The sequence below is a fragment of the Shewanella sp. SG44-2 genome (assembly GCF_014164215.1).
GTDB classification, from domain to species: Bacteria; Pseudomonadota; Gammaproteobacteria; order Enterobacterales; family Shewanellaceae; genus Shewanella; species Shewanella frigidimarina.
The window spans coordinates 62,522-80,830 of record NZ_JACJEU010000019.1 but is presented as its reverse complement, the minus strand read 5'-3'; the positions used below and the strand labels follow the sequence as shown (position 1 = coordinate 80,830).

Annotated in this window: 13 protein-coding genes, 6 tRNA genes and 1 pseudogene; 11 read left to right on the top strand and 9 right to left on the bottom strand. The window is 39.9% G+C overall.

From position 1 onward, the window contains the following. Window positions 1-98: 98 nt before the first annotated feature. Together H5181_RS14255 and H5181_RS14250 are read right to left on the bottom strand one after the other, a co-directional pair. The gene (locus tag H5181_RS14255) at window positions 99-473 is read right to left on the bottom strand and encodes a hypothetical protein (protein ID WP_310734286.1); all 375 of its coding nucleotides are present in this window, start codon (window positions 471-473) and stop codon (window positions 99-101) included. Then, window positions 460-1,287: a YHYH protein gene (locus H5181_RS14250; protein WP_123882903.1), complete on the bottom strand. Its 828-nt coding sequence runs from the start codon at window positions 1,285-1,287 to the stop codon at window positions 460-462. Before H5181_RS14250 ends, H5181_RS14255 begins: the two co-directional genes overlap by 14 nt. A gap of 126 nt (window positions 1,288-1,413) precedes the next feature. On the opposite strand from H5181_RS14250, the pseudogene H5181_RS20990 reads away from it, so the two are divergent. The 4 genes and pseudogenes from H5181_RS20990 to yidZ all read left to right on the top strand — a co-directional run. After that, a pseudogene (locus H5181_RS20990) lies at window positions 1,414-1,539 on the top strand (hypothetical protein); the annotation flags it as partial. Next, the gene (locus H5181_RS20985; protein WP_259397053.1) at window positions 1,534-1,674 is read left to right on the top strand and encodes an anion permease; all 141 of its coding nucleotides are present in this window, start codon (window positions 1,534-1,536) and stop codon (window positions 1,672-1,674) included. The pseudogene H5181_RS20990 and the gene H5181_RS20985, both read left to right, overlap by 6 nt. Before the next feature lie 387 nt (window positions 1,675-2,061). Further along, entirely contained in the window at window positions 2,062-3,303 is a 1,242-nt protein-coding gene (locus H5181_RS14240; protein WP_182751349.1) for an MFS transporter, read from the top strand. Then, window positions 3,278-4,252 (top strand): HTH-type transcriptional regulator YidZ, encoded by a 975-nt coding sequence (gene yidZ / locus H5181_RS14235; RefSeq protein ID WP_182751348.1) that lies wholly within the window; start codon window positions 3,278-3,280, stop codon window positions 4,250-4,252. The genes H5181_RS14240 and yidZ overlap by 26 nt, the downstream gene beginning before the upstream one ends. Before the next feature lie 190 nt (window positions 4,253-4,442). On the opposite strand, the gene H5181_RS14230 is transcribed toward yidZ, so the two are convergent. Both H5181_RS14230 and H5181_RS14225 read right to left on the bottom strand, forming a co-directional pair. After that, window positions 4,443-6,587, bottom strand: a complete 2,145-nt coding sequence (locus H5181_RS14230; protein WP_182751347.1) for a bifunctional diguanylate cyclase/phosphodiesterase — start codon at window positions 6,585-6,587, stop codon at window positions 4,443-4,445. 1,158 nt (window positions 6,588-7,745) lie between these two features. After that, window positions 7,746-7,835: transfer RNA gene (locus tag H5181_RS14225), tRNA-Ser, on the bottom strand. Window positions 7,836-8,110: 275 nt separating this feature from the next. Here H5181_RS14225 and H5181_RS14220 point away from each other — a divergent pair. Then, complete coding sequence (locus H5181_RS14220) at window positions 8,111-9,850, top strand: AAA family ATPase (RefSeq protein WP_041413633.1); 1,740 nt, start codon at window positions 8,111-8,113, stop codon at window positions 9,848-9,850. A gap of 75 nt (window positions 9,851-9,925) precedes the next feature. Further along, window positions 9,926-10,441 carry a bifunctional 3-hydroxydecanoyl-ACP dehydratase/trans-2-decenoyl-ACP isomerase gene (gene fabA, locus H5181_RS14215; protein WP_011638105.1) on the top strand — a complete coding sequence of 172 codons (516 nt, stop codon included), beginning with the start codon at window positions 9,926-9,928 and terminating at the stop codon, window positions 10,439-10,441. Between the two features lie 96 nt (window positions 10,442-10,537). On the opposite strand, the gene rmf is transcribed toward fabA, so the two are convergent. The 5 genes from rmf to rlmKL form a co-directional block, all read right to left on the bottom strand. Continuing rightward, window positions 10,538-10,714, bottom strand: a complete 177-nt coding sequence (rmf, locus tag H5181_RS14210; protein WP_011638106.1) for a ribosome modulation factor — start codon at window positions 10,712-10,714, stop codon at window positions 10,538-10,540. A 251-nt stretch (window positions 10,715-10,965) separates the two neighbouring features. Next, complete coding sequence (locus H5181_RS14205; protein WP_182751346.1) at window positions 10,966-12,855, bottom strand: DUF3466 family protein; 1,890 nt, start codon at window positions 12,853-12,855, stop codon at window positions 10,966-10,968. 25 nt (window positions 12,856-12,880) lie between these two features. Further along, window positions 12,881-14,797, bottom strand: a complete 1,917-nt coding sequence (locus H5181_RS14200) for an ABC transporter ATP-binding protein (RefSeq protein WP_011638108.1) — start codon at window positions 14,795-14,797, stop codon at window positions 12,881-12,883. Window position 14,798: 1 nt separating this feature from the next. Next, on the bottom strand, window positions 14,799-15,035 hold the full coding sequence (locus tag H5181_RS14195; RefSeq protein ID WP_011638109.1) for a glutaredoxin family protein: 237 nt from the start codon (window positions 15,033-15,035) through the stop codon (window positions 14,799-14,801). Continuing rightward, window positions 15,022-17,160 carry a bifunctional 23S rRNA (guanine(2069)-N(7))-methyltransferase RlmK/23S rRNA (guanine(2445)-N(2))-methyltransferase RlmL gene (gene rlmKL / locus H5181_RS14190; RefSeq protein WP_182751345.1) on the bottom strand — a complete coding sequence of 713 codons (2,139 nt, stop codon included), beginning with the start codon at window positions 17,158-17,160 and terminating at the stop codon, window positions 15,022-15,024. Before rlmKL ends, H5181_RS14195 begins: the two co-directional genes overlap by 14 nt. 295 nt (window positions 17,161-17,455) lie before the next feature. Here rlmKL and H5181_RS14185 point away from each other — a divergent pair. The 5 genes from H5181_RS14185 (at window position 17,456) to H5181_RS14165 (ending at window position 18,157) form a co-directional block, all read left to right on the top strand. Next, window positions 17,456-17,531: transfer RNA gene (locus H5181_RS14185), tRNA-Met, on the top strand. 45 nt (window positions 17,532-17,576) lie between these two features. After that, window positions 17,577-17,652: transfer RNA gene (locus H5181_RS14180), tRNA-Met, on the top strand. 46 nt (window positions 17,653-17,698) lie between these two features. Beyond that, window positions 17,699-17,774: transfer RNA gene (locus H5181_RS14175), tRNA-Met, on the top strand. Between the two features lie 45 nt (window positions 17,775-17,819). After that, a tRNA-Met gene (locus H5181_RS14170) sits at window positions 17,820-17,895 on the top strand. 186 nt (window positions 17,896-18,081) lie between these two features. After that, a tRNA-Met gene (locus tag H5181_RS14165) sits at window positions 18,082-18,157 on the top strand. The last annotated feature ends 152 nt before the right edge of the window (window positions 18,158-18,309 follow it).

The window sequence follows — 18,309 nt, the reverse complement described above, 5'->3', positions numbered from 1 at the left end:
AGAGCCTACAAGGATAAGAATTTGAAGCTGTTGAAATGGCATTGGATGTCAGCAATTAAGATGCTTCAAAATTTAGTAAGGGACCCACAAGCATCCTATTAAATTCGTGGGGATCCCTCAGACTCTGAGCGCATATTGCCATTACTCCACCAGCTTCTGGTTGTGCCCTCAAGCACACCAGCACGATATTTGGAGTCAAACGCGAGGGTGCCATTGTCAAACCACTGCTTTAGAAAACCGTCTCGTAATCCCTGTTCAAAATGCGCTAATTTCGCCATTTTCCCATTAGGATAATAAGTAACCGCATCGCCGGTAAAAGGCTCTTTGTGGTATAATCTCAAACCTGTTATGTGCGAGATACTAATATGCTGACTCAAAACTGGCCCACTTGGTGCAGCAAATAGCTGCACATACATTAGTACCCCGCCAAAAATGATGACGAATAACATTGCCCCATATTTAGCGAATTGCACTTGCTGTTCCTTGGTAATCACCTGGGAACAAGATGTAATACGATCCTAAATAAAGCTCATTTTGAATGTGATAATGGTATTCAGCATCTTGAGCAAACTGAGTAATAGATGTGTGACCGCCTGATGCGTCTAAATCAGTTGGGTAAGTGCCTGTAGAGTTACACTTACGACCATACAAGAAAAAGCCATCGGCAATAACTCCGACCAAGTTAGAATCATCTTCAGAAAATGAAATTGGCTCTAAATGATAGTGATAACTTTGCGGTCCTGTATGTGCGCCGTTAAAGTCGAGGCTGCCTGCAGCGTCGTCAAGAGGAATACCAGGACCTTCTTCATCGTTATAAATAACCGCTCCACTCACCGCAATACCAATTGCCCCTAAACCGGTAGCAGAGGTTGATGTTGCTTGAGATGGGCTGTTATCTACCGTTAACGTGTAAGTCCCCACAAAGTCATCAATGTAGCCGGGGGCCATTTTTGCGTAAGACGTCACGGTTGGTTCAACATGCAGTTCATTACTAGCAGACCAATAAGGCGATGTATGATTTGGCATACCATTGGTTTCAATAACGACTTTAGTGCCGCTGAGCACCACATTGACGTTGTTATCATCAAACTCATAGTACGCAGTATGTAAAATGCCACTGCCTAAATCTTCTGTTCCCGTATCGATGCCAGTATCAGTTGAAGTATCGGTTGAACTGGTTGCATCTGCTACATCGGTGCTGTCTTCAGAACCGCCACAGCCTGTTAACCCCAAGGTTAATGCTAAGGTGATGGCAAGAGTAAGCGAACTTAAATTTGAAGGATTCATGTCATATCTCATAGGTGTAAATATAAGATAAAGCTTAACAATGAAATGTGCAGAAACTACGCAGAAATTATGAATAATCAGCAGTTTTGTATATACGAATGTTAATGAGGTTAAAAAGCCGCTTGGGATACCGTGGTGTGGTTTTCAGCATTAGTCATGATGACAACGTTCATATATAAGCTTGGAGAAGTCGCTTGGTTTTCTGGTGTGGTTGAAACTAATATCGCCCAGTTTGATGTCAGTTTGATGATTTCGGTGATTATCTTTGGCTCCGGTTACGTATCAATGGAAGACGGGTGGGTAATGGGCTTTATTATGAGTGTTGTTAACTTAACTATTTGGGGTGTTGTCGGCGGACTTTGGTGGAAATTACTTGGTTACAGGTAAGATTGACAAACTCTCTCGCAACGAGTCAATGCTAGGCTTCTAACTAAATGGTCTGCTCATGCTGTGACGATAACAGTGCTTATTACTTTTCAATGTCGATATACCGAGTTAAGGTTAGTTACATTCGCCTTTAAGTTATATCAAAGGAAAATCGCATAATGAGTCAAAGTTAGAAAGCAAATTAACTATGTCAATTGCTTAGCTCAACTTAATCATTTAAGCATTAATACATCTATATATTAACGGACTCAGCTGAGCCCATATTTAAGCCTACAGAGTATTACCTACAAATCTAATGTCGTAAATAGAAATACCTGTTGTCAAAATGGCAACTCGTACTTACAAACCTTTCAATCTATTATCCTTACAACATTAAGTGAGGGTTTTATGACTAGGTTTATACTGTGCAGCTTTGCGTTGGTTCTGCTTTATCCCACTGCAATTGATCTTTACTTGGTTGGTTTACCACAAATAGCCAAAGACTTAGGTGCAAGTGAGTCACAACTCCATATCGCTTTTTCTGTGTATTTAGCGGGTATGGCCACAACGATGGTATTTGCCGGTAAATTATCGGACGTTATCGGCAGACGACCCATAGCAATTACTGGCGCTATTATTTTTACACTAGCTTCGTTCATGGGCAGCACAGTAGAAAACAGCCAATCTTTTTTAATCGTCCGCTTTATACAAGGTATTGGCGCAGGCAGTTGCTACGTGGTCGCCTTTGCTATTTTGCGTGACAAGTTGGACGATAAACGCAGAGCAAAAGTATTATCTATGGTCAATGGGATAACCTGCATAATGCCCGTTATCGCCCCGGTGATTGGCCATTTGATCATGCTTAGCTTTCCATGGCCAAGTCTGTTCATCACCATGGCGGCTATGGGCGGAATGGTGTGTTTAATATCAGTATTTGTTTTAAAAGAAACCAATACTACACGCCAATCTTCAATGGATAATTTAGCGCTAAACGTCGATTCAAGCTCTCAATCGACAACCCATCCCATAACCCAATCCACAATAGCGGCAGAATCATTTTACCAACGATTCTTTTTAAGTAGATTACTCATCAGTTCCATTGCAGTCACAGCAATTCTTACGTTTGTAAATGTATCGCCAATGCTGATCATGAATACCTTGGGCTTTAGTCGCGGTGAGTATTCAATTGCGATGGCACTAACGGCACTTGTTAGTATGCTTACCTCATTTGCTATGCCACTGGCGTTGTCATATATCAAACAAGGTACTTTAATGCTGGTATCGCAAATACTGTTTGTCGCTGCCGCAGCCATCCTCGGGTTAACCCAGTTAAGTGGCGACAGCCAAATTATTAGCCTATTTGGTTTTAGTCTTATCTGTGCAGGATTTTCAATTGGGTTTGGTGTGGTAATGAGTCAAGCGCTTAGCCCCTATCGTTATCGAGCGGGTGTCGCCAGTTCTATGCTCGGAGTGGCTCAAATTTGCAGTTCAGCTTTGTATATTTGGCTATTAGGCTTGCTTGGTATAAGTGCATTGAATATGCTGATATTAATCTTGCTAATGGGTGGTGTTATCAGCGCTGTTTTAATATTATTCATTCCCCCACCACTGCCGAGTATTTCCAATGAAGAAATCATTAGCACGCCTTGATCTAAACTTGCTGATCACTCTGCAACTGTTACTACAGGAGCTCAGCGTCACCAAAACAGCAAAAAAACTGAACGTGACACCGTCAACGGTGAGCAAATCTCTAAGCAAGTTACGAGAATGGTTTGACGACCCTTTGTTTATAAAAACACCTCATGGATTTAGCCCGACGTCACTCGCCATCAGTATGGAACAAGAGCTTGCTGACTGGTTACAAGTAAGCAGTCAAATACTCGCCAAACGCGGCGATGAGATCCCTAACGGTGTGCGCTTTAATCTTGCCATGGAATCGCCATTGCTGCTGACGATGTTTAATCAGCTTACACAGCAAATATTTCAGCAGTATCCAGACGCTAAAGTCAAAGTTCACAACTGGGACTATGACTCAATTGAGGCGATCATTCGAGGAGACGTCGACATAGGTTTTACTGGCCGAGAGAGCCACCCAAGATCAAAAGAATCGATTAAACTTTTACCTTACTTTATCAATTACGAAGTATTATTTACCGACCTCCCCTTAGTGTATTTACATAAAGATCACCCAGCCTTAAAAGAAGATTGGAATATTGATACTTTTGTAAAATATCCACAAATTAACATCACATGGGAAAAGTCTGACACCTGGGCATTAGATGAAGTGTTAATAGAAATGGGCTTAAGCCGTAATATTGAATTAACCATGGCCACGTTCGAACAATCTTTGTTTATGACAGCGCAGTCTGGTCACAACATGATTACCACTGCACCACAATATTGTCAGCACTACTGTCGTAATATACACCCAGATTTAGTGTGTTTACCTATTCCAGTAGATAAAGCATTACAAGATAAACTAATGATCCCCTTCGCCATGATTTGGCATAAACGAAACAATCAAAATCCAAAAATAAAATGGTTAAGAGATGCGATAAAAGCCTTATATCGAGACCTTAACAATACCTACTTGCGTTAGTGTAGTGGCATAGTTATTTTGGCCACCTAAATAGAGTTGATATTCTTATCTCGTACATGACTTTAGGTGAACACATGAGATCGATAACCTACTACTTTATAAGCGCTGATGACGGTTACAGTTGTTGAAAAATAGCTTTCATATGCTTTCACACAAAGATCAACATACACTAAAGACTAACTCATAACGCTCATTTACAAATCCAAGGAGGAGACGCATTCCATAAATTAATCCACTCAGGGATTGAACTTGCTGGCATTGGTCTTGCTATACCGAAACCTTGTGCTAATTGACATCCCATTTTAAGTAATTGCCGACCATGCTCTTGGGTTTCAACCCCCTCTGCTATCACAGAACGACCGAAGGTCTTCGATAATTCAATGACACTTTTTACAATGGCTTGATCATCCATATCATCTAACATGTCAATGACAAAAGATTGATCTATTTTTATAACATCAGTCTTTAACTTTCTCAAATAGCTTAAAGATGAAAACCCCGTACCAAAATCATCTAACGAAAAACGTATCCCTAACTGTTTACATTGACTAATAACCTCAGCGATGTGCTGAGTATCTTTAATAATACTGGATTCTAAAATTTCAAATTCAAGCTGACCCGCTTGAAAACTAGTGTTGAGAAATAAGATTTCATTTAATTGTTTAATGAAATCTTCATGCTGAAGTTGTAATGGACTGACATTGACACTGATAGGTATAACTATTCCTAAGCGTCGCCATTCATTATGCTGCTTTATTGCTTGGTCAATTACCCATTTACCTAACTCAATTGCTAGAGGTTCTTCTTCAATGTAGGGCAAAAAGCGAAATGGTGACAAAAGACCTTCTGTCGGATGTTGCCAACGAATAAGGGCCTCTAAACCTATTATTTCATTACTTTCCATATTGATTTTTGGTTGGTAGAATAACAAAAACTCATTGTTATTAAATCCATTGATTATGTATTCTAACTCTCGATACTGGAGTTTTATCGCTACATCATTTTCAAAGTCAAATTCATGAATGCAATTCTTTCCCTGCTCTTTAGCCCTATACATAGCCTGATCAGCATGACGAATAAGTATGTCTGCGTGACTATTATCCTGCGGGAAAAACGTCACTCCAATACTCACCGTTATAGAAAGACGCTTATTTTCAATAATAAATATTTCTGTAATTGAAGAAAGTATTCGCTGTAATATTTCTGATGCTTGATGATGACTGTCTAAATCATCAAGAATCAAAACAAACTCATCGCCACCAAACCTGGCAAGAGTATCATCCTCTCGTATTGCAGTTTTAAACCTATTTGCAACAAGGCAAAGGAACTCATCTCCTATATCATGACCGTAAGCATCATTTACCTCTTTAAAGCCATCCAAGTCTAGGAAGGCTATAGCTATTTGTTTGCTATTACGCTGCGCTTTGATAAGCGCTTGCTGCATTCGATCAGCTAACAAATTTCTGTTTGGCAAATGTGTAAGTGGATCATAATTCGCTGCAAACTTTAACTTCTCATTTACTTCTTTTAATACCTGATTACTTTTTTCAAGTTTGCGTTGATTATTTTTTTCGTCGGTAATATCTTGAAATATACCACTTAATTTTTCAGCAACACCATCGGCATATGTGACATGACAGGTCGTTCTAACGTCAATCTTTTGTCCTTTCGTGGTATAAGTTTCAAGCTCTAAGTCATACTCTTCGCCAAGTTGAATAGCAGCATCAAGCGCTTCTTGGAATAATTTTTTGGAATCGGGTAATAAATAACTTACCCCCATTTCAACGGTAGGAATATATTCTTGCGGAGTTGTTTCATAAATTCGGTAAGTTTCATCTGTCCAAATCAAGTCACCATCATGCAAGTTGAGTTGCCAGCCACCTAGCTTACCTATCTCTTGAGATTCTCTCAATAACTCGGTTGTGGTTGCAAGTAGTTCTTCCTGCCTCTTACGAAAGGTTATTTCTTGGTGCATGCCAATCATTCGTGTCGGTTTGCCTTCAACATCCCATGCAATAGCTTTGCCTGTAGACAATACCCAAACATAATGACCACTTTTGTGTTTCAAACGAACTTCTAACTCACAAAGTTCGCTTTGGCCTTGACAGTGGTAATCATAATTTTTAATTGCTCTAGGCAAATCATCTGGGTGTAATACATCTAGCCAAGTTTGGTAATCAACAGGCATTAACTCCGATAAGGTATACCCTATAATCTCAGCCCAACGTTCATTACACACAAGACCATCATTTTCAACACGCCAATCCCAGACGCCAACATTAGTCGCATCTAAAACTAACTCATTAACCTCTTGGCTTATCGTATTCTTGTGCATGGCCTTTATACTGTTTGGGAAAAAGTTGTGGATTTAATCAACTTTTGTGAATAAGAACTTTTTGCCTTTTAATCAATCACAAAAGTCTACTTATTACTGTTTTTAACTTCGATACCAAAACAGTCTTAACGAACAGATATTCTTTAATATAAGGTAAGCTTGATTAAGTATCAAAGCAAATCACTTAGTTAATGAGCTAAAAAAACATTTTAATAAAACGACAAACAGGATGAGATTAGAGCTTCAAATTTTTACACTATATCCAAAATAAAAACGGTAGAACAAGACTGTGCCACCCATCCTCTGAACAACTAACATAGCTAATTTTCATTGCTTTGGCGGTAGCTCTGCTCGATGTACTCAACTCATCAACTTCAATCGACACATCCAAAAACCAGCTTTGAATTAGTGACTTATCGGTCATCTACGGAATTCAGCACAGCTGAAAAACTTGATAGCAATCAAATATGAGGATGTGTTGTGTTTTTTTGGAGGGATACTTAAGCGCACAGCCTGCGCTGGCAATTTGTGGTGCCTTGTCGTCGTTTTCGGTATAAATGCTCACAATATATTCACTTAATGCAGGTAAAGCTCAAAATTGTTAATGAGGATGGATAACTTGCTTTTAATAAAGAGGAGCCTTGGGGGCTCAAAATCCTATCTTGTGCCCCAATAAATAAGCCTTATATTTGTCGGTTTGGCATTTGGTCTTGAATCTTTCAGGAGGGATAGCTTTCTTTTATAAAGAGGAACCCTAGAGTTCAAAGTCCTATCTTTCGCCCAAATAAAAAGGCCTTATATTTGTCGGTTTGACATTTGGCCTTAAATCTTGAGGAGGGATAGCTTTCTTTTATAAAGAGGAACCCAAGAGTTCAAAGTCCTATCTTTCGCCCAATAAAAAGGCTTTATATTTGTCAGTTTGGCATTTGGCCTTGAATCTTGAGGAGGGATAGCTTTCTTTTATAAAGAGGAACCCTATAGTTCAAAGTCCTATCTTTCGCCCAATAAAAAGGCTTTATATTTATCAGTTTGGCATTTGGCCTTAAATCTTGAGGAGGGATAGCTTGCTTTTAATAAAGAGGAACCCGGGGTTCTGAGCCCTATCTTTCGCCCAAATAAAAAGGCCTTATCTTTCGATAAGGCCTTTTTATTTGAATGTGGCGGAGGGATAGGGATTTGAACCCTAGAACGGGATAAACCGTTGCCGGTTTTCAAGACCGGTGCATTCGACCACTCTGCCATCCCTCCGAACGGGCTGAATAATATAAGTAACTCGTTTGCTTGTAAACCATAAAGTTAAAAAAAACACCTGAGTGCATAGCATTTAATCAGCATGCTCATATTTCTGTCATCATTGAGACTTTTTTAATCAACACAAAACGCATTGGCGACTCTTTTATAGACTTGAATCACTTCAACAGCATCCAGGTAACCTAGAAGAGTTGAATCTGCTAAGGCTTTTGTGGTGCTTTATGCTAATATCATCTCATTATTTTCCGTTGTCGCAGCTAAATTACCACTATATGAATTCAACGCTACTGCCTAGTGCCAAACTCGCTCCTCAATATCATTTACCTGATGCATCGACTTCAGTTTCTTTTCCAAGCCATATACTACTTGGCCAAGAACGAGTGGTTGAAACATTCAAATTAATGAGCAAAACAAATTCGCAACATTTATTTCTTGCTGATTTTTTAGGGGTAGATAGATCACTATTTATTGATGCGTTGGTAACTCAAGCTAACACGCCTTCAAGTCATTACCTTGTTGCAACTAAAAAACAGCAAGAAGATACGGACATTCAGTTTAAGTGGCAACAAACACTCCCGCCTGAACATGTCGGCATTATTGCTAAACAAGAATCACTGTCCTGTTATTTACAAGGGACAATTCGCCGTGCTGATTTACTTGGCAGAATGCTTAAAACGGATAAATCCAGTGTTTATAAACCCGGTGCACTAGCGAAAAATCATTTCGTGTTTATTTGCTTAGCGTCATTATGGCAGCGTGAAAGCCTGTGGGATTTGTTGATGCAAATCATCCACGATGGCTTTTATCGTATCAATAATGAGTTAACCCCTATTCCACTGAATTGTAAGATTGTTCTTGTGGGCTCTGGTTTATCGTATAGCCAGCTTAGAGTTGAAGACCGAAACTTTAATCGCCATTTTCCATTGCTAGCTGAAATGAGCAATGAAGTTGATCTAACGCAGCATCCTGAATCGTCTTATGTGCAATGGTTGAACGTACTTGCCCAAGCAGAATCTGTTGAATTAGAACCATCAAGCTTATTACCATTATTTTGGTATAGCTCTCGTTTGGTTGAGCATCAACAACGCTTAAGTTTAAGTATGTTGGAGTTTAGGCAACTATTAGGTCAAGCAAAAGTGTATTCAGGTCAAGCTACATTGAATGCTGCAGCAATAGCTAAAGCACTGGAAAAATTAAAATTTCGCCACAATAGCTCTGAAATATATTCAGCTCAAAGTTTTGATGATAATTTCATCAATCTGCCAACTAAAGGCGCTATGGTAGGCCAAATTAATGCCCTTACAGTTATTGATACAGGCGATTATACCTATGGTGAGCCTGCCCGTATTACCTCATCAGTGCATTATGGTGATGGCGAAGTGGCAGATATTGAACGTAAATCAGAGTTGGGGGGCAATATTCATGCAAAAGGCATGATGATCCTATCTGCTTGCTTGTACCGAATTTTTGGTCGTGATGCGCCTCTTCATTTAAATGCAAATATTGTGTTTGAACAGTCTTACCAAGAAATTGATGGTGATAGTGCTTCACTCGCCGAGTATTGTTGTTTAATGTCTGCAATAGCAGAACACCCCATTATCCAAAGTTTAGCTGTTACAGGCGCATTAGATCAGTTTGGCAATGTACAAGCGATTGGTGGTGTAAATGAGAAAATTGAAGGTTTCTTTAATTTATGTCAACGCCGCGGTTTAACGGGTGAACAAGGTGTTATTATGCCCAAGGCTAATGTATTACAGCTAAATCTTGAACCTGCTGTAATTGAAGCCATTGATAAAGGGTTATTTCATATCCATGCAATTGAACATATGGATCAAGCAGTTGAACTGCTGATGCAAATGCCTGCTGGAGTCGCTAATGAAGATAACGACTTTGCACCAGACACGCTTTACGGATTAGTACAACAACGTTTAGATAAATTAGCCGGTCAAGATGATGACGACGTGGAACTGAACTTTTTTGCTAAATTGTTAGCTAGATTACACATTATTTAGTGATCGGAGTTGTTTAGCTTACACGTGTTCGCTATCTTGTTAGTATTATCAGTCAATTAAGTGGTATCGATTTAAATGGAAAAAGCTAATAGTTTCACTAAAGAGCAACTTGTCGCATGTGGTCATGGCAATCTTTTAGGCCCAAATAGACCACGTTTACCTGTAGACAATATGTTGATGATTGACCGTATCATTACCATTAATGAAGATGGTGGTGCATTTGGTAAAGGTGAAATTATTGCCGAACTCGATATCACACCGGATCTATGGTTTTTTGATTGCCACTTTATCAGTGATCCTGTAATGCCTGGTTGTTTAGGTTTGGATGCTATGTGGCAACTTGTTGGTTTCTTCCTAGGCTGGGAAGGCGCTGAAGGTAAAGGTCGTGCATTAGGTGTGGGTGAAGTGAAATTTACAGGCCAAGTATTACCTGATGCAAAGAAAGTGACTTACAAGCTTAATATTAAACGTAAAATACACCGTAAATTGGTTATGGGTATAGCAGATGCCACTATGGAAGTTGATGGTCGTCAAATATACTCAGCAACTGATTTAAAAGTAGGTATTTTCAGTGATACATCAACTTTCTAGTTAAAACTACGTTACCTCAAAATACGTTGAACATGTTGCTCAATGCCCTCCGATCTGCATCGCGAGGGCATTTTATTAACTGTTACTTATTAAGTACTACTTGTTAAATAAGCCATTAAGACGACCGTCAATACCTTCACGCCATCCACCTAACCATTGAGACCGTGAATCCAGATTCGAATGGGGACAAACCTCCTTAGAACGCCCTCCTACTCCGGCTTGAAATCCTTTTGAAAATGCTCTGTCTAAACGATCTCTCTTCTGTCTTTTCATGCATGCGTCCTCTTCAGTGACAGGCTTCTGTTTGACATGATAAAGCTGAAGCCTTGCATATAGAAATAGATCGTTTTTTAGTCAAAATCAACCCAAAAAACCATCATTTTAATGATCTTTTATTAAGGTATTGAGAATTAGGTTAAAAAAAATCGAGGAATATTTCCTCGATTTATTTATGGTTCTAGACTACCCCCAGTTTGGGGTGCTAGATGACTGTGACTACACTGAGTCTATAATGACAGTTGAGCCTATTTTTTTACTCGACGACGCAACCATAATAATGGCAGAGTGAATAACCAAGCAAAACTGGCTGCACCTTTACGCTCATAAGCCTCTTCTTCAACTGTGTCTGAAGTAGTACATGCTTCACCAGCGGTTGGTTTCAAAATAACCATTCGCGGCAAATATGCTGTTACTGGAGCACCGTTTCCGTCTAGTTCAAATAGCGGTAGGTTATTTTCACCGACAAGCACATTACCAGTAGTTGCATCGGTTTGATATTGTGGCTTACGAATAAATGCAGTCCCTACAATCGTACCGTCTTCATTAATGCTATTGGCTTCTACAACTTGAATATCAGTGTCGTAAGTTAATATTTCACCAGTACCATCTTGAATACTCACTTGATGACGAGCCCACTCTCCATCAGTATTCTGTTCGTAACCTTTAGACCCACAGGTAAGGCGATCGTTTAGATTAAAAAATTCGCTGGTACTATTTTCAAATAGAAAACCGACTTTTGGACGAGGCTTTTCTTTGTCGTAAGTTGATTCAACATAACCGACAACTTGTCCTTTATTGTTGATATCTTTAGGTTTGCTACTTAAATCTGACAATGTGGTTTGGAAATCATTCGGCGTAACAATCCCTTGTTCTGGATTGTTAGTGTCTAATGTGAAGAATTTATCACGCAAATAGCCACCAATATATTTGCGATAACTGCCGACTAAAATACCATTATCATTAATATCATATGCGATAGAGCTAGTGACTTCATTCTCCATATCTACCCAATTATATTGATATTCACCACTGGCATTCTTTTTCCAGTAAGCCGCATCAAAATATAATTTATCGGTGTCACCGTTACGATAAACATGTGACCGGCCAGCGACATCATCATTGCCGTTAACACCTAATGCTTGGGCGGTGTAAATTAACGTTGAGTCCGTTGCAGGGGTTAAGCCTAACGGTAATTCAGTACGCTCAGGTACACCGGCATCGTCTATGTTATTTAAATCCCATACTAAAGCGCGTGTTTGATAAATAATATAACGACGGCTGTTAGTGTCTGGATACTGAGAATCTTGAACACAAATAGCGAGCGGCGTAGGATTATCTGCATCAGTGTCTTCTGCGCTTTTAATACAGCTATCTACACGGTCAACACTCGATGACGACAGCGCAGTACTACCATAACCAACAACAAGGTTATTTTCATTTACATCGGCAGCAACAGACGAACCACCTAACTCAACGGTAGCAGCACTAGTATCAGCATCTTGTTCACGAACATAGGTTGTGTAAGGAGGTACTAATGAAAATTCGACATCATCTTTTACTGCAATGGCACGAAGTTCAAAGTCACGATAATACCAAAGCTCTTGTGTTGTGCTTGTACCTTCATAAGCCAAGGTCTTTTGCTCACCAGTATAAGCACCTACTTTGGTGCCATTACTGTTAAGACCATAGAAGAAAGTATCAATTGAATTAACAACAAGTTCACCATCACTGTCTACGTCAGTAGGATTAGTCGTGCCGGCTAAGCTATAAAATGAAGGCTTCCAAGCACCTTCAGCGGCATTCGCACTAGTCGTGACGGTGAAGTTATTTGCTTCTATTGGTGTTAATACTGAATAGGTAATTTCTTCTGCATCAGAAATACCATCTTCAACATCAATGATGCCGCCTTCAATGTCTTCGGTGCTAAGTTTCTTTTTACCTTTTGAAATACCGACAACTTCATCTTGACTGTTCACCGCCATGGCATAGCCATTACGTGTACCGTCAATAGTGCCATTTAGGTCGAAATCTTCAATATTAACAATTTCATATACTGGCGCAGCTTGAACTGTTCCAATCACACTTAATACACCTATCGCAACAAGGGATAAGGCTTTATCAAACTTTAACTTCATGTAACTATTCCTGTTTTATTATGCTTTACTTCAGTGACTCAAGCTCTTCCCATCGCTCGAAGCAAACTTCTAAATTCTGTTCTTTTTCTGCCAACAACTGCAGTGCTTTATTGACCAAATCCTGCGGTTGATTATAAAAATCAGCACCCGCTATGGTTTGCTGCAATTGGGCAATATCTTGCTCGAGCTGTTCCATTTGGCTCGGAAGCGTATCTAATTCTTTTTGCAATTTATAAGACAGTTTTTTGACTGCTTTCTCAGGGATACTGACAGGCTTTGTTTCAACCACTGCGGTAGGTTGGACAACATTAGTTGCAACAGGTTCCTCAGAATAAAACTTTGCACCTTGAGCAACAGCATCTTGGTAACCACCAACATACTCAGCCCATTGCCCATTGCCCGCAAACCACCAACTGCTAGTAACGGTATTGTCGATAAATGCTCTATCGTGGCTCACGATAAGTAATGTACCAGCAAAATCAGCAAGCAGTGACTCTAACAACTCTAACGTCTCAATATCAAGATCGTTTGTTGGTTCATCGAGAATAATTAAATTGGCAGGGCGTAATAATAATCTCGCCAATAACAAACGGTTCTTTTCACCACCAGAAAGTGCTTTTACCGGAGTACGAGCACGCATTGGCGAGAATAAGAAATCTTGTAGATAGCTTAGAATATGGCGATCTTGGCCATTAATGGTGACGGTACTTTTCCCCTCACCAACGTTTTCTTCTACTGTTTTTTCTGGATCAAGCGCTTCACGATACTGGTCAAAATAGGCAACGTCTAGCTTAGTACCGACTTTAATTTCGCCAGATTGAGGCTGTAGTTTTTCAATTAACAGTTTGATTAGCGTTGATTTACCGCAACCATTTGGGCCAATTAACGCTATGCGGTCACCACGTATAACAGTAGTACTGAAATCTTTAACTAAGTTTTTATCAGGTAAATTATAATTAACATTTTTAATATCAAATACTAACTTACCAGAACGTTCGTTATCAGATACCGACATTTTGGCGTTACCTTGACGGTTTAAGCGTTCACTACGTTCGGTACGTAGTGCTTTCAACGCTCGAACACGTCCTTCATTTCGAGTACGACGCGCTTTAACACCTTGACGGATCCAGGTTTCTTCGTCGGCAAGTTTTTTATCAAAATGAGCGTTTTTCTCAGCTTCAACTCGTAACCATTCTTGCTTACCATCTAAATAAGCTTGGTAGTTACCTGGAAATGAGATCACGACACCACGATCTAAATCGACGATACGCGTTGCCATTCTTTGAATAAAACCACGGTCATGGCTGACAAATACGATGGCGCCTTTAAAGCTTAATAAAAATTGCTCTAACCACTCAATAGTATCGATATCTAAATGGTTTGTAGGTTCGTCAAGTAACAATAAATCAGGATTAACAACAAGTGCACGAGCTAACGCCACTTTACGCTGCCAACCACCAGACAATTCATTTAATGGCTTATCAGGATCAAGGCCTAACAATTGACAGTTTTGGATAATGCGTGAATCTAATTGCCAGCCGTCATTGTGATCTAATACTTCTTGAAGACGCTGCATTTGATTCAGCATACGATCCATTTGCTCAGGATTTGCATCTGCAACATCATGAGATAATTGATGATACTGTTCTAACGCTTCACCAATTTCTTTCAAACCCGCCGCTATATAAGAGTAAACCGATCCAGTTTCTGCTTTAGGAGGGTCTTGCTGTAAACGGCTAACGTTAACGTCATTTGCAATATTAAACTCACCATCATCAAGTAATACATCACCTGATAAAACTTTCATTAAACTTGATTTACCGGCGCCATTACGCCCGACGATACATACGCGCTCACCAGGTTCAATGGTAAAGTCTGCATTTAACAGCAAAGGAATGTAACCGTAGGCTAACGAGCCATTATTAATCCGTACCAGACTCAATCTAAACTCCTAAAAATTCTTGTAATTGTGCGGCATCGAAAGGCCAGAATAACTCACGTTCGCCCTGTACAAATACAGGAATGCTCATGCCATAACGCTCAGCAAGTGATGCGTTATCACAAATATCGATGTGCTGATAATTTATTGCGGTTTGGTCAACCAATACTTGTGCTATATCACACAGATGGCAACCCTCTGTGTGATACAGCACATAAGCGACTGAACTATTTTTTTGCATGTGTCAGTAGCCACACATTATGAATATGTGGATTACGTTTATAATCCAGCGGTAAACATAAATGGTCAATATTAGTCACGTCGATACCAGCTTGGTTCAACGCTTCGATATCCATCTTAAATTTACGCTTGTTATTTGAGAAAATAAGCTCACCATTTGGAGAAAGCAGTTTAATTAAGCCGCCCAACATCTCTGCATGGTCGCGTTGCACATCCCAACTATCTTCCATACGTTTTGAATTTGAAAACGTCGGTGGATCAATAAAAATGAGTTCAAATTTTTGATGACTATTATCTTTTATCCACTGTAAACAGTCTGCCTGAATAAAATCGTATTTAGCACCAGACAAACCATTTAAGGCAAAGTTTTCTTTGGCCCAATTGATGTAGGTATTAGACATGTCGATGGTGGTAACCGATTTAGCTCCGCCAATCGCAGCATGGACTGATGCAGACCCAGTGTAAGCGAATAAGTTGAGGACATTTTTGCCTTTAGCTTTATCGCCAACCAATTTACGTGTAACACGGTGATCGAGAAACAAACCAGTATCGAGATAACCGGTTAAGTTAAGTTTAAATTTAGCACCATATTCTTCAGTGATAACTTCTACTTTACGTTCGTCAATTTTTTGATACTGGTTAGCACCCTTCTGACGTTCACGAGTTTTCAAGGTGATACGATCTGGATGAATCCCTAAGGCACCTGGCAACGCTAATAGCACATCACTAATACGGCGTTTGGTCACCGCTTCAGGAATAGTTGCTGGAGCTGAATATTCTTGAATAACAACATAATCGACGTATCTATCAATGGCGACGTTGTATTCAGGTAAATCAGCATCATATAAACGATAACTGTCTATGCGCTCTTTTTTAGCCCATTTCTCAAACTGCTTAACATTCTTTTTAATACGATTCGCAAATGCTGGCGCAATGTCGATAATATCAACACCTTCAGGCAATTCAAGCACGTCGCGGCGGGTACTGTTGGCGTGTAAGGTATAAATGTTAAAAGCACATTCTAATGCGCCGTTGAACATTTTCATCTGCTTGTCAGCTTTTAGTTTAAGCGATGATATAAGTTCAACATCACTGCACAACATAGCTATTTTCCAGCCACCAAACTCTTTTTTAAACTTATCACCGAGTTGGTAATAAAGTTGTAAAAGCTCGGTCACATTACCCAAACGCTCACCGTAAGGAGGGTTAGAAATCAAAAAGCCTTCACTTACAGGAGGTGTTACATCGAGCGCATCTGACACGCTAAATTCAATTAATTCAGCAACACCAGCATTCTCAGCATTACGCTTAGCGATAGAAATCAGGTGAGGTTCGATGTCTGAACCGTAAAATTTAAGCTTACAACGAGTTTTGCCCAATGTTGCACGCGCTTGAGCTTCGTCAAAAATAACCTGCCACATTGCTTTATTGTGACTCTGCCAATTTTCGAAACCAAATTTCTCACGTTTTAGTCCAGGCGCAATATCAGCAGCCATTAATGCCGCTTCTATTAGTACTGTGCCACTACCACAAAATGGGTCAAGTACAGTAACAGGGTTAGCTTGCCAACCACTGCGCACTAACATATTAGCAGCTAGGTTTTCTTTTAATGGTGCTTCACCCGTAGTTGAACGGTATCCGCGTTGGTGTAAAGAGGCACCAGAGAAATTCATCGAAATAGTCAGTTGACCATTACGATAATGGGCATCAATTTTAAAATCTGGATTGACACGTTCTACATCGGGACGAGGAGTACCATCATCACGAAAACGGTCAACTACAGCATCTTTAATTTTCAGCGCACCAAATTGAGTGTTATTAATGAAACCACCCGTGCCGTGAAAATCAATACTGAAGGTTTTTTTATGGGAAAAATGCGATGGCCAATCAATGCAGTATGCTGCGTTATAAAGTTGCTCTGCAGAATCACAAGCTCCTTTATAGATGACTAATACGATACGGCTCGCTAAACGAGTCCATAATGTAATGCGATAAGCCAGCTCTAATGAAGCAGAAAAATATACTCCAGCAACACTTTCTTTAACGTCGGTTGCTCCGAACTCTTTAAGTTCAGAAGCAAGGCTATATTCGAAACCCTTTGGGGCTGCAGCAAAAAAATTAAACATGTATTAGTCAGTCATCGGTTACGCAAAATTCAGTGCAGCATTATACCTGCTCAAACACATAACCCCAACGACTTATCGAAATGGACGGTTAAAATCCCTTATTTTTGGGTTAATTTGGCAATATCGTACGATAAAGCAGTGACTCGCTTATTTTACCAGCAAACAAATAGCTATCGCCTAGATTTTACTTGCAAATATAAACGGGGATCGCTATAGTTCGCCCCGCTTTGAAGCAGACCGTTAAACACGCTAACTAGCAAGTTTAATAAGATGAATTAAAGCAGCGTCAATCGGACGCGGGATGGAGCAGTTGGTAGCTCGTCGGGCTCATAACCCGAAGGTCGTAGGTTCAAGTCCTACTCCCGCAACCATTTCTTTAATCAATAGAATAAAAATAATTGATAGCGTTTTTCGGACGCGGGATGGAGCAGTTGGTAGCTCGTCGGGCTCATAACCCGAAGGTCGTAGGTTCAAGTCCTACTCCCGCAACCATTTCTTTAGTCAATAGAATAAAAATAATTGATAGCGTTTTATCGGACGCGGGATGGAGCAGTTGGTAGCTCGTCGGGCTCATAACCCGAAGGTCGTAGGTTCAAGTCCTACTCCCGCAACCATTTCTTTAGTCAATAGAATAAAAATAATTGATAGCGTTTATCGGACGCGGGATGGAGCAGTTGGTAGCTCGTCGGGCTCATAACCCGAAGGTCGTAGGTTCAAGTCCTACTCCCGCAACCATTTCTTTAGTCAATAGAATAAAAATAATTGATAGCGTTTATCGGACGCAGGATAGAGCTGTTGATAACTTGTCGGGCTCAGCTTTTTATAAATAAAGAGTCAAAGGTCGTAGTTTTTATCAAGTCCTACTCCCGCAACCATTTCTTTAATCAATAGAATAAAAATAATTGATAGCGTTTTATCGGACGCGGGATGGAGCAGTTGGTAGCTCGTCGGGCTCATAACCCGAAGGTCGTAGGTTCAAGTCCTACTCCCGCAACCATTTTATATTCGTAATGTCTTCTTTTACCTAAAATCTCATCATAAAATCAATTTCTTACTCATCGGACTCAGCTTTTATAAAAAAAGAGTCGAAGGTCGTAGATTTTTATCAAGTCCTACTCCCGCAACCATTTTATATTGTTATACCTTTCC

Coding starts and splice junctions, on each gene's coding strand:
- fabA (WP_011638105.1), top strand. CDS start 9,926: ATGGAAAAAGCTAATAGTTTCACTAAAGAGCAACTTGTCGCATGTGGT.
- H5181_RS14220 (WP_041413633.1), top strand. CDS start 8,111: ATGAATTCAACGCTACTGCCTAGTGCCAAACTCGCTCCTCAATATCAT.
- rmf (WP_011638106.1), bottom strand. CDS start 10,714: ATGAAAAGACAGAAGAGAGATCGTTTAGACAGAGCATTTTCAAAAGGA.
- H5181_RS14230 (WP_182751347.1), bottom strand. CDS start 6,587: ATGCACAAGAATACGATAAGCCAAGAGGTTAATGAGTTAGTTTTAGAT.
- H5181_RS14205 (WP_182751346.1), bottom strand. CDS start 12,855: ATGAAGTTAAAGTTTGATAAAGCCTTATCCCTTGTTGCGATAGGTGTA.
- H5181_RS20985 (WP_259397053.1), top strand. CDS start 1,534: ATGATTTCGGTGATTATCTTTGGCTCCGGTTACGTATCAATGGAAGAC.
- H5181_RS14240 (WP_182751349.1), top strand. CDS start 2,062: ATGACTAGGTTTATACTGTGCAGCTTTGCGTTGGTTCTGCTTTATCCC.
- yidZ (WP_182751348.1), top strand. CDS start 3,278: ATGAAGAAATCATTAGCACGCCTTGATCTAAACTTGCTGATCACTCTG.
- rlmKL (WP_182751345.1), bottom strand. CDS start 17,160: ATGTTTAATTTTTTTGCTGCAGCCCCAAAGGGTTTCGAATATAGCCTT.
- H5181_RS14250 (WP_123882903.1), bottom strand. CDS start 1,287: ATGAATCCTTCAAATTTAAGTTCGCTTACTCTTGCCATCACCTTAGCA.
- H5181_RS14195 (WP_011638109.1), bottom strand. CDS start 15,035: ATGCAAAAAAATAGTTCAGTCGCTTATGTGCTGTATCACACAGAGGGT.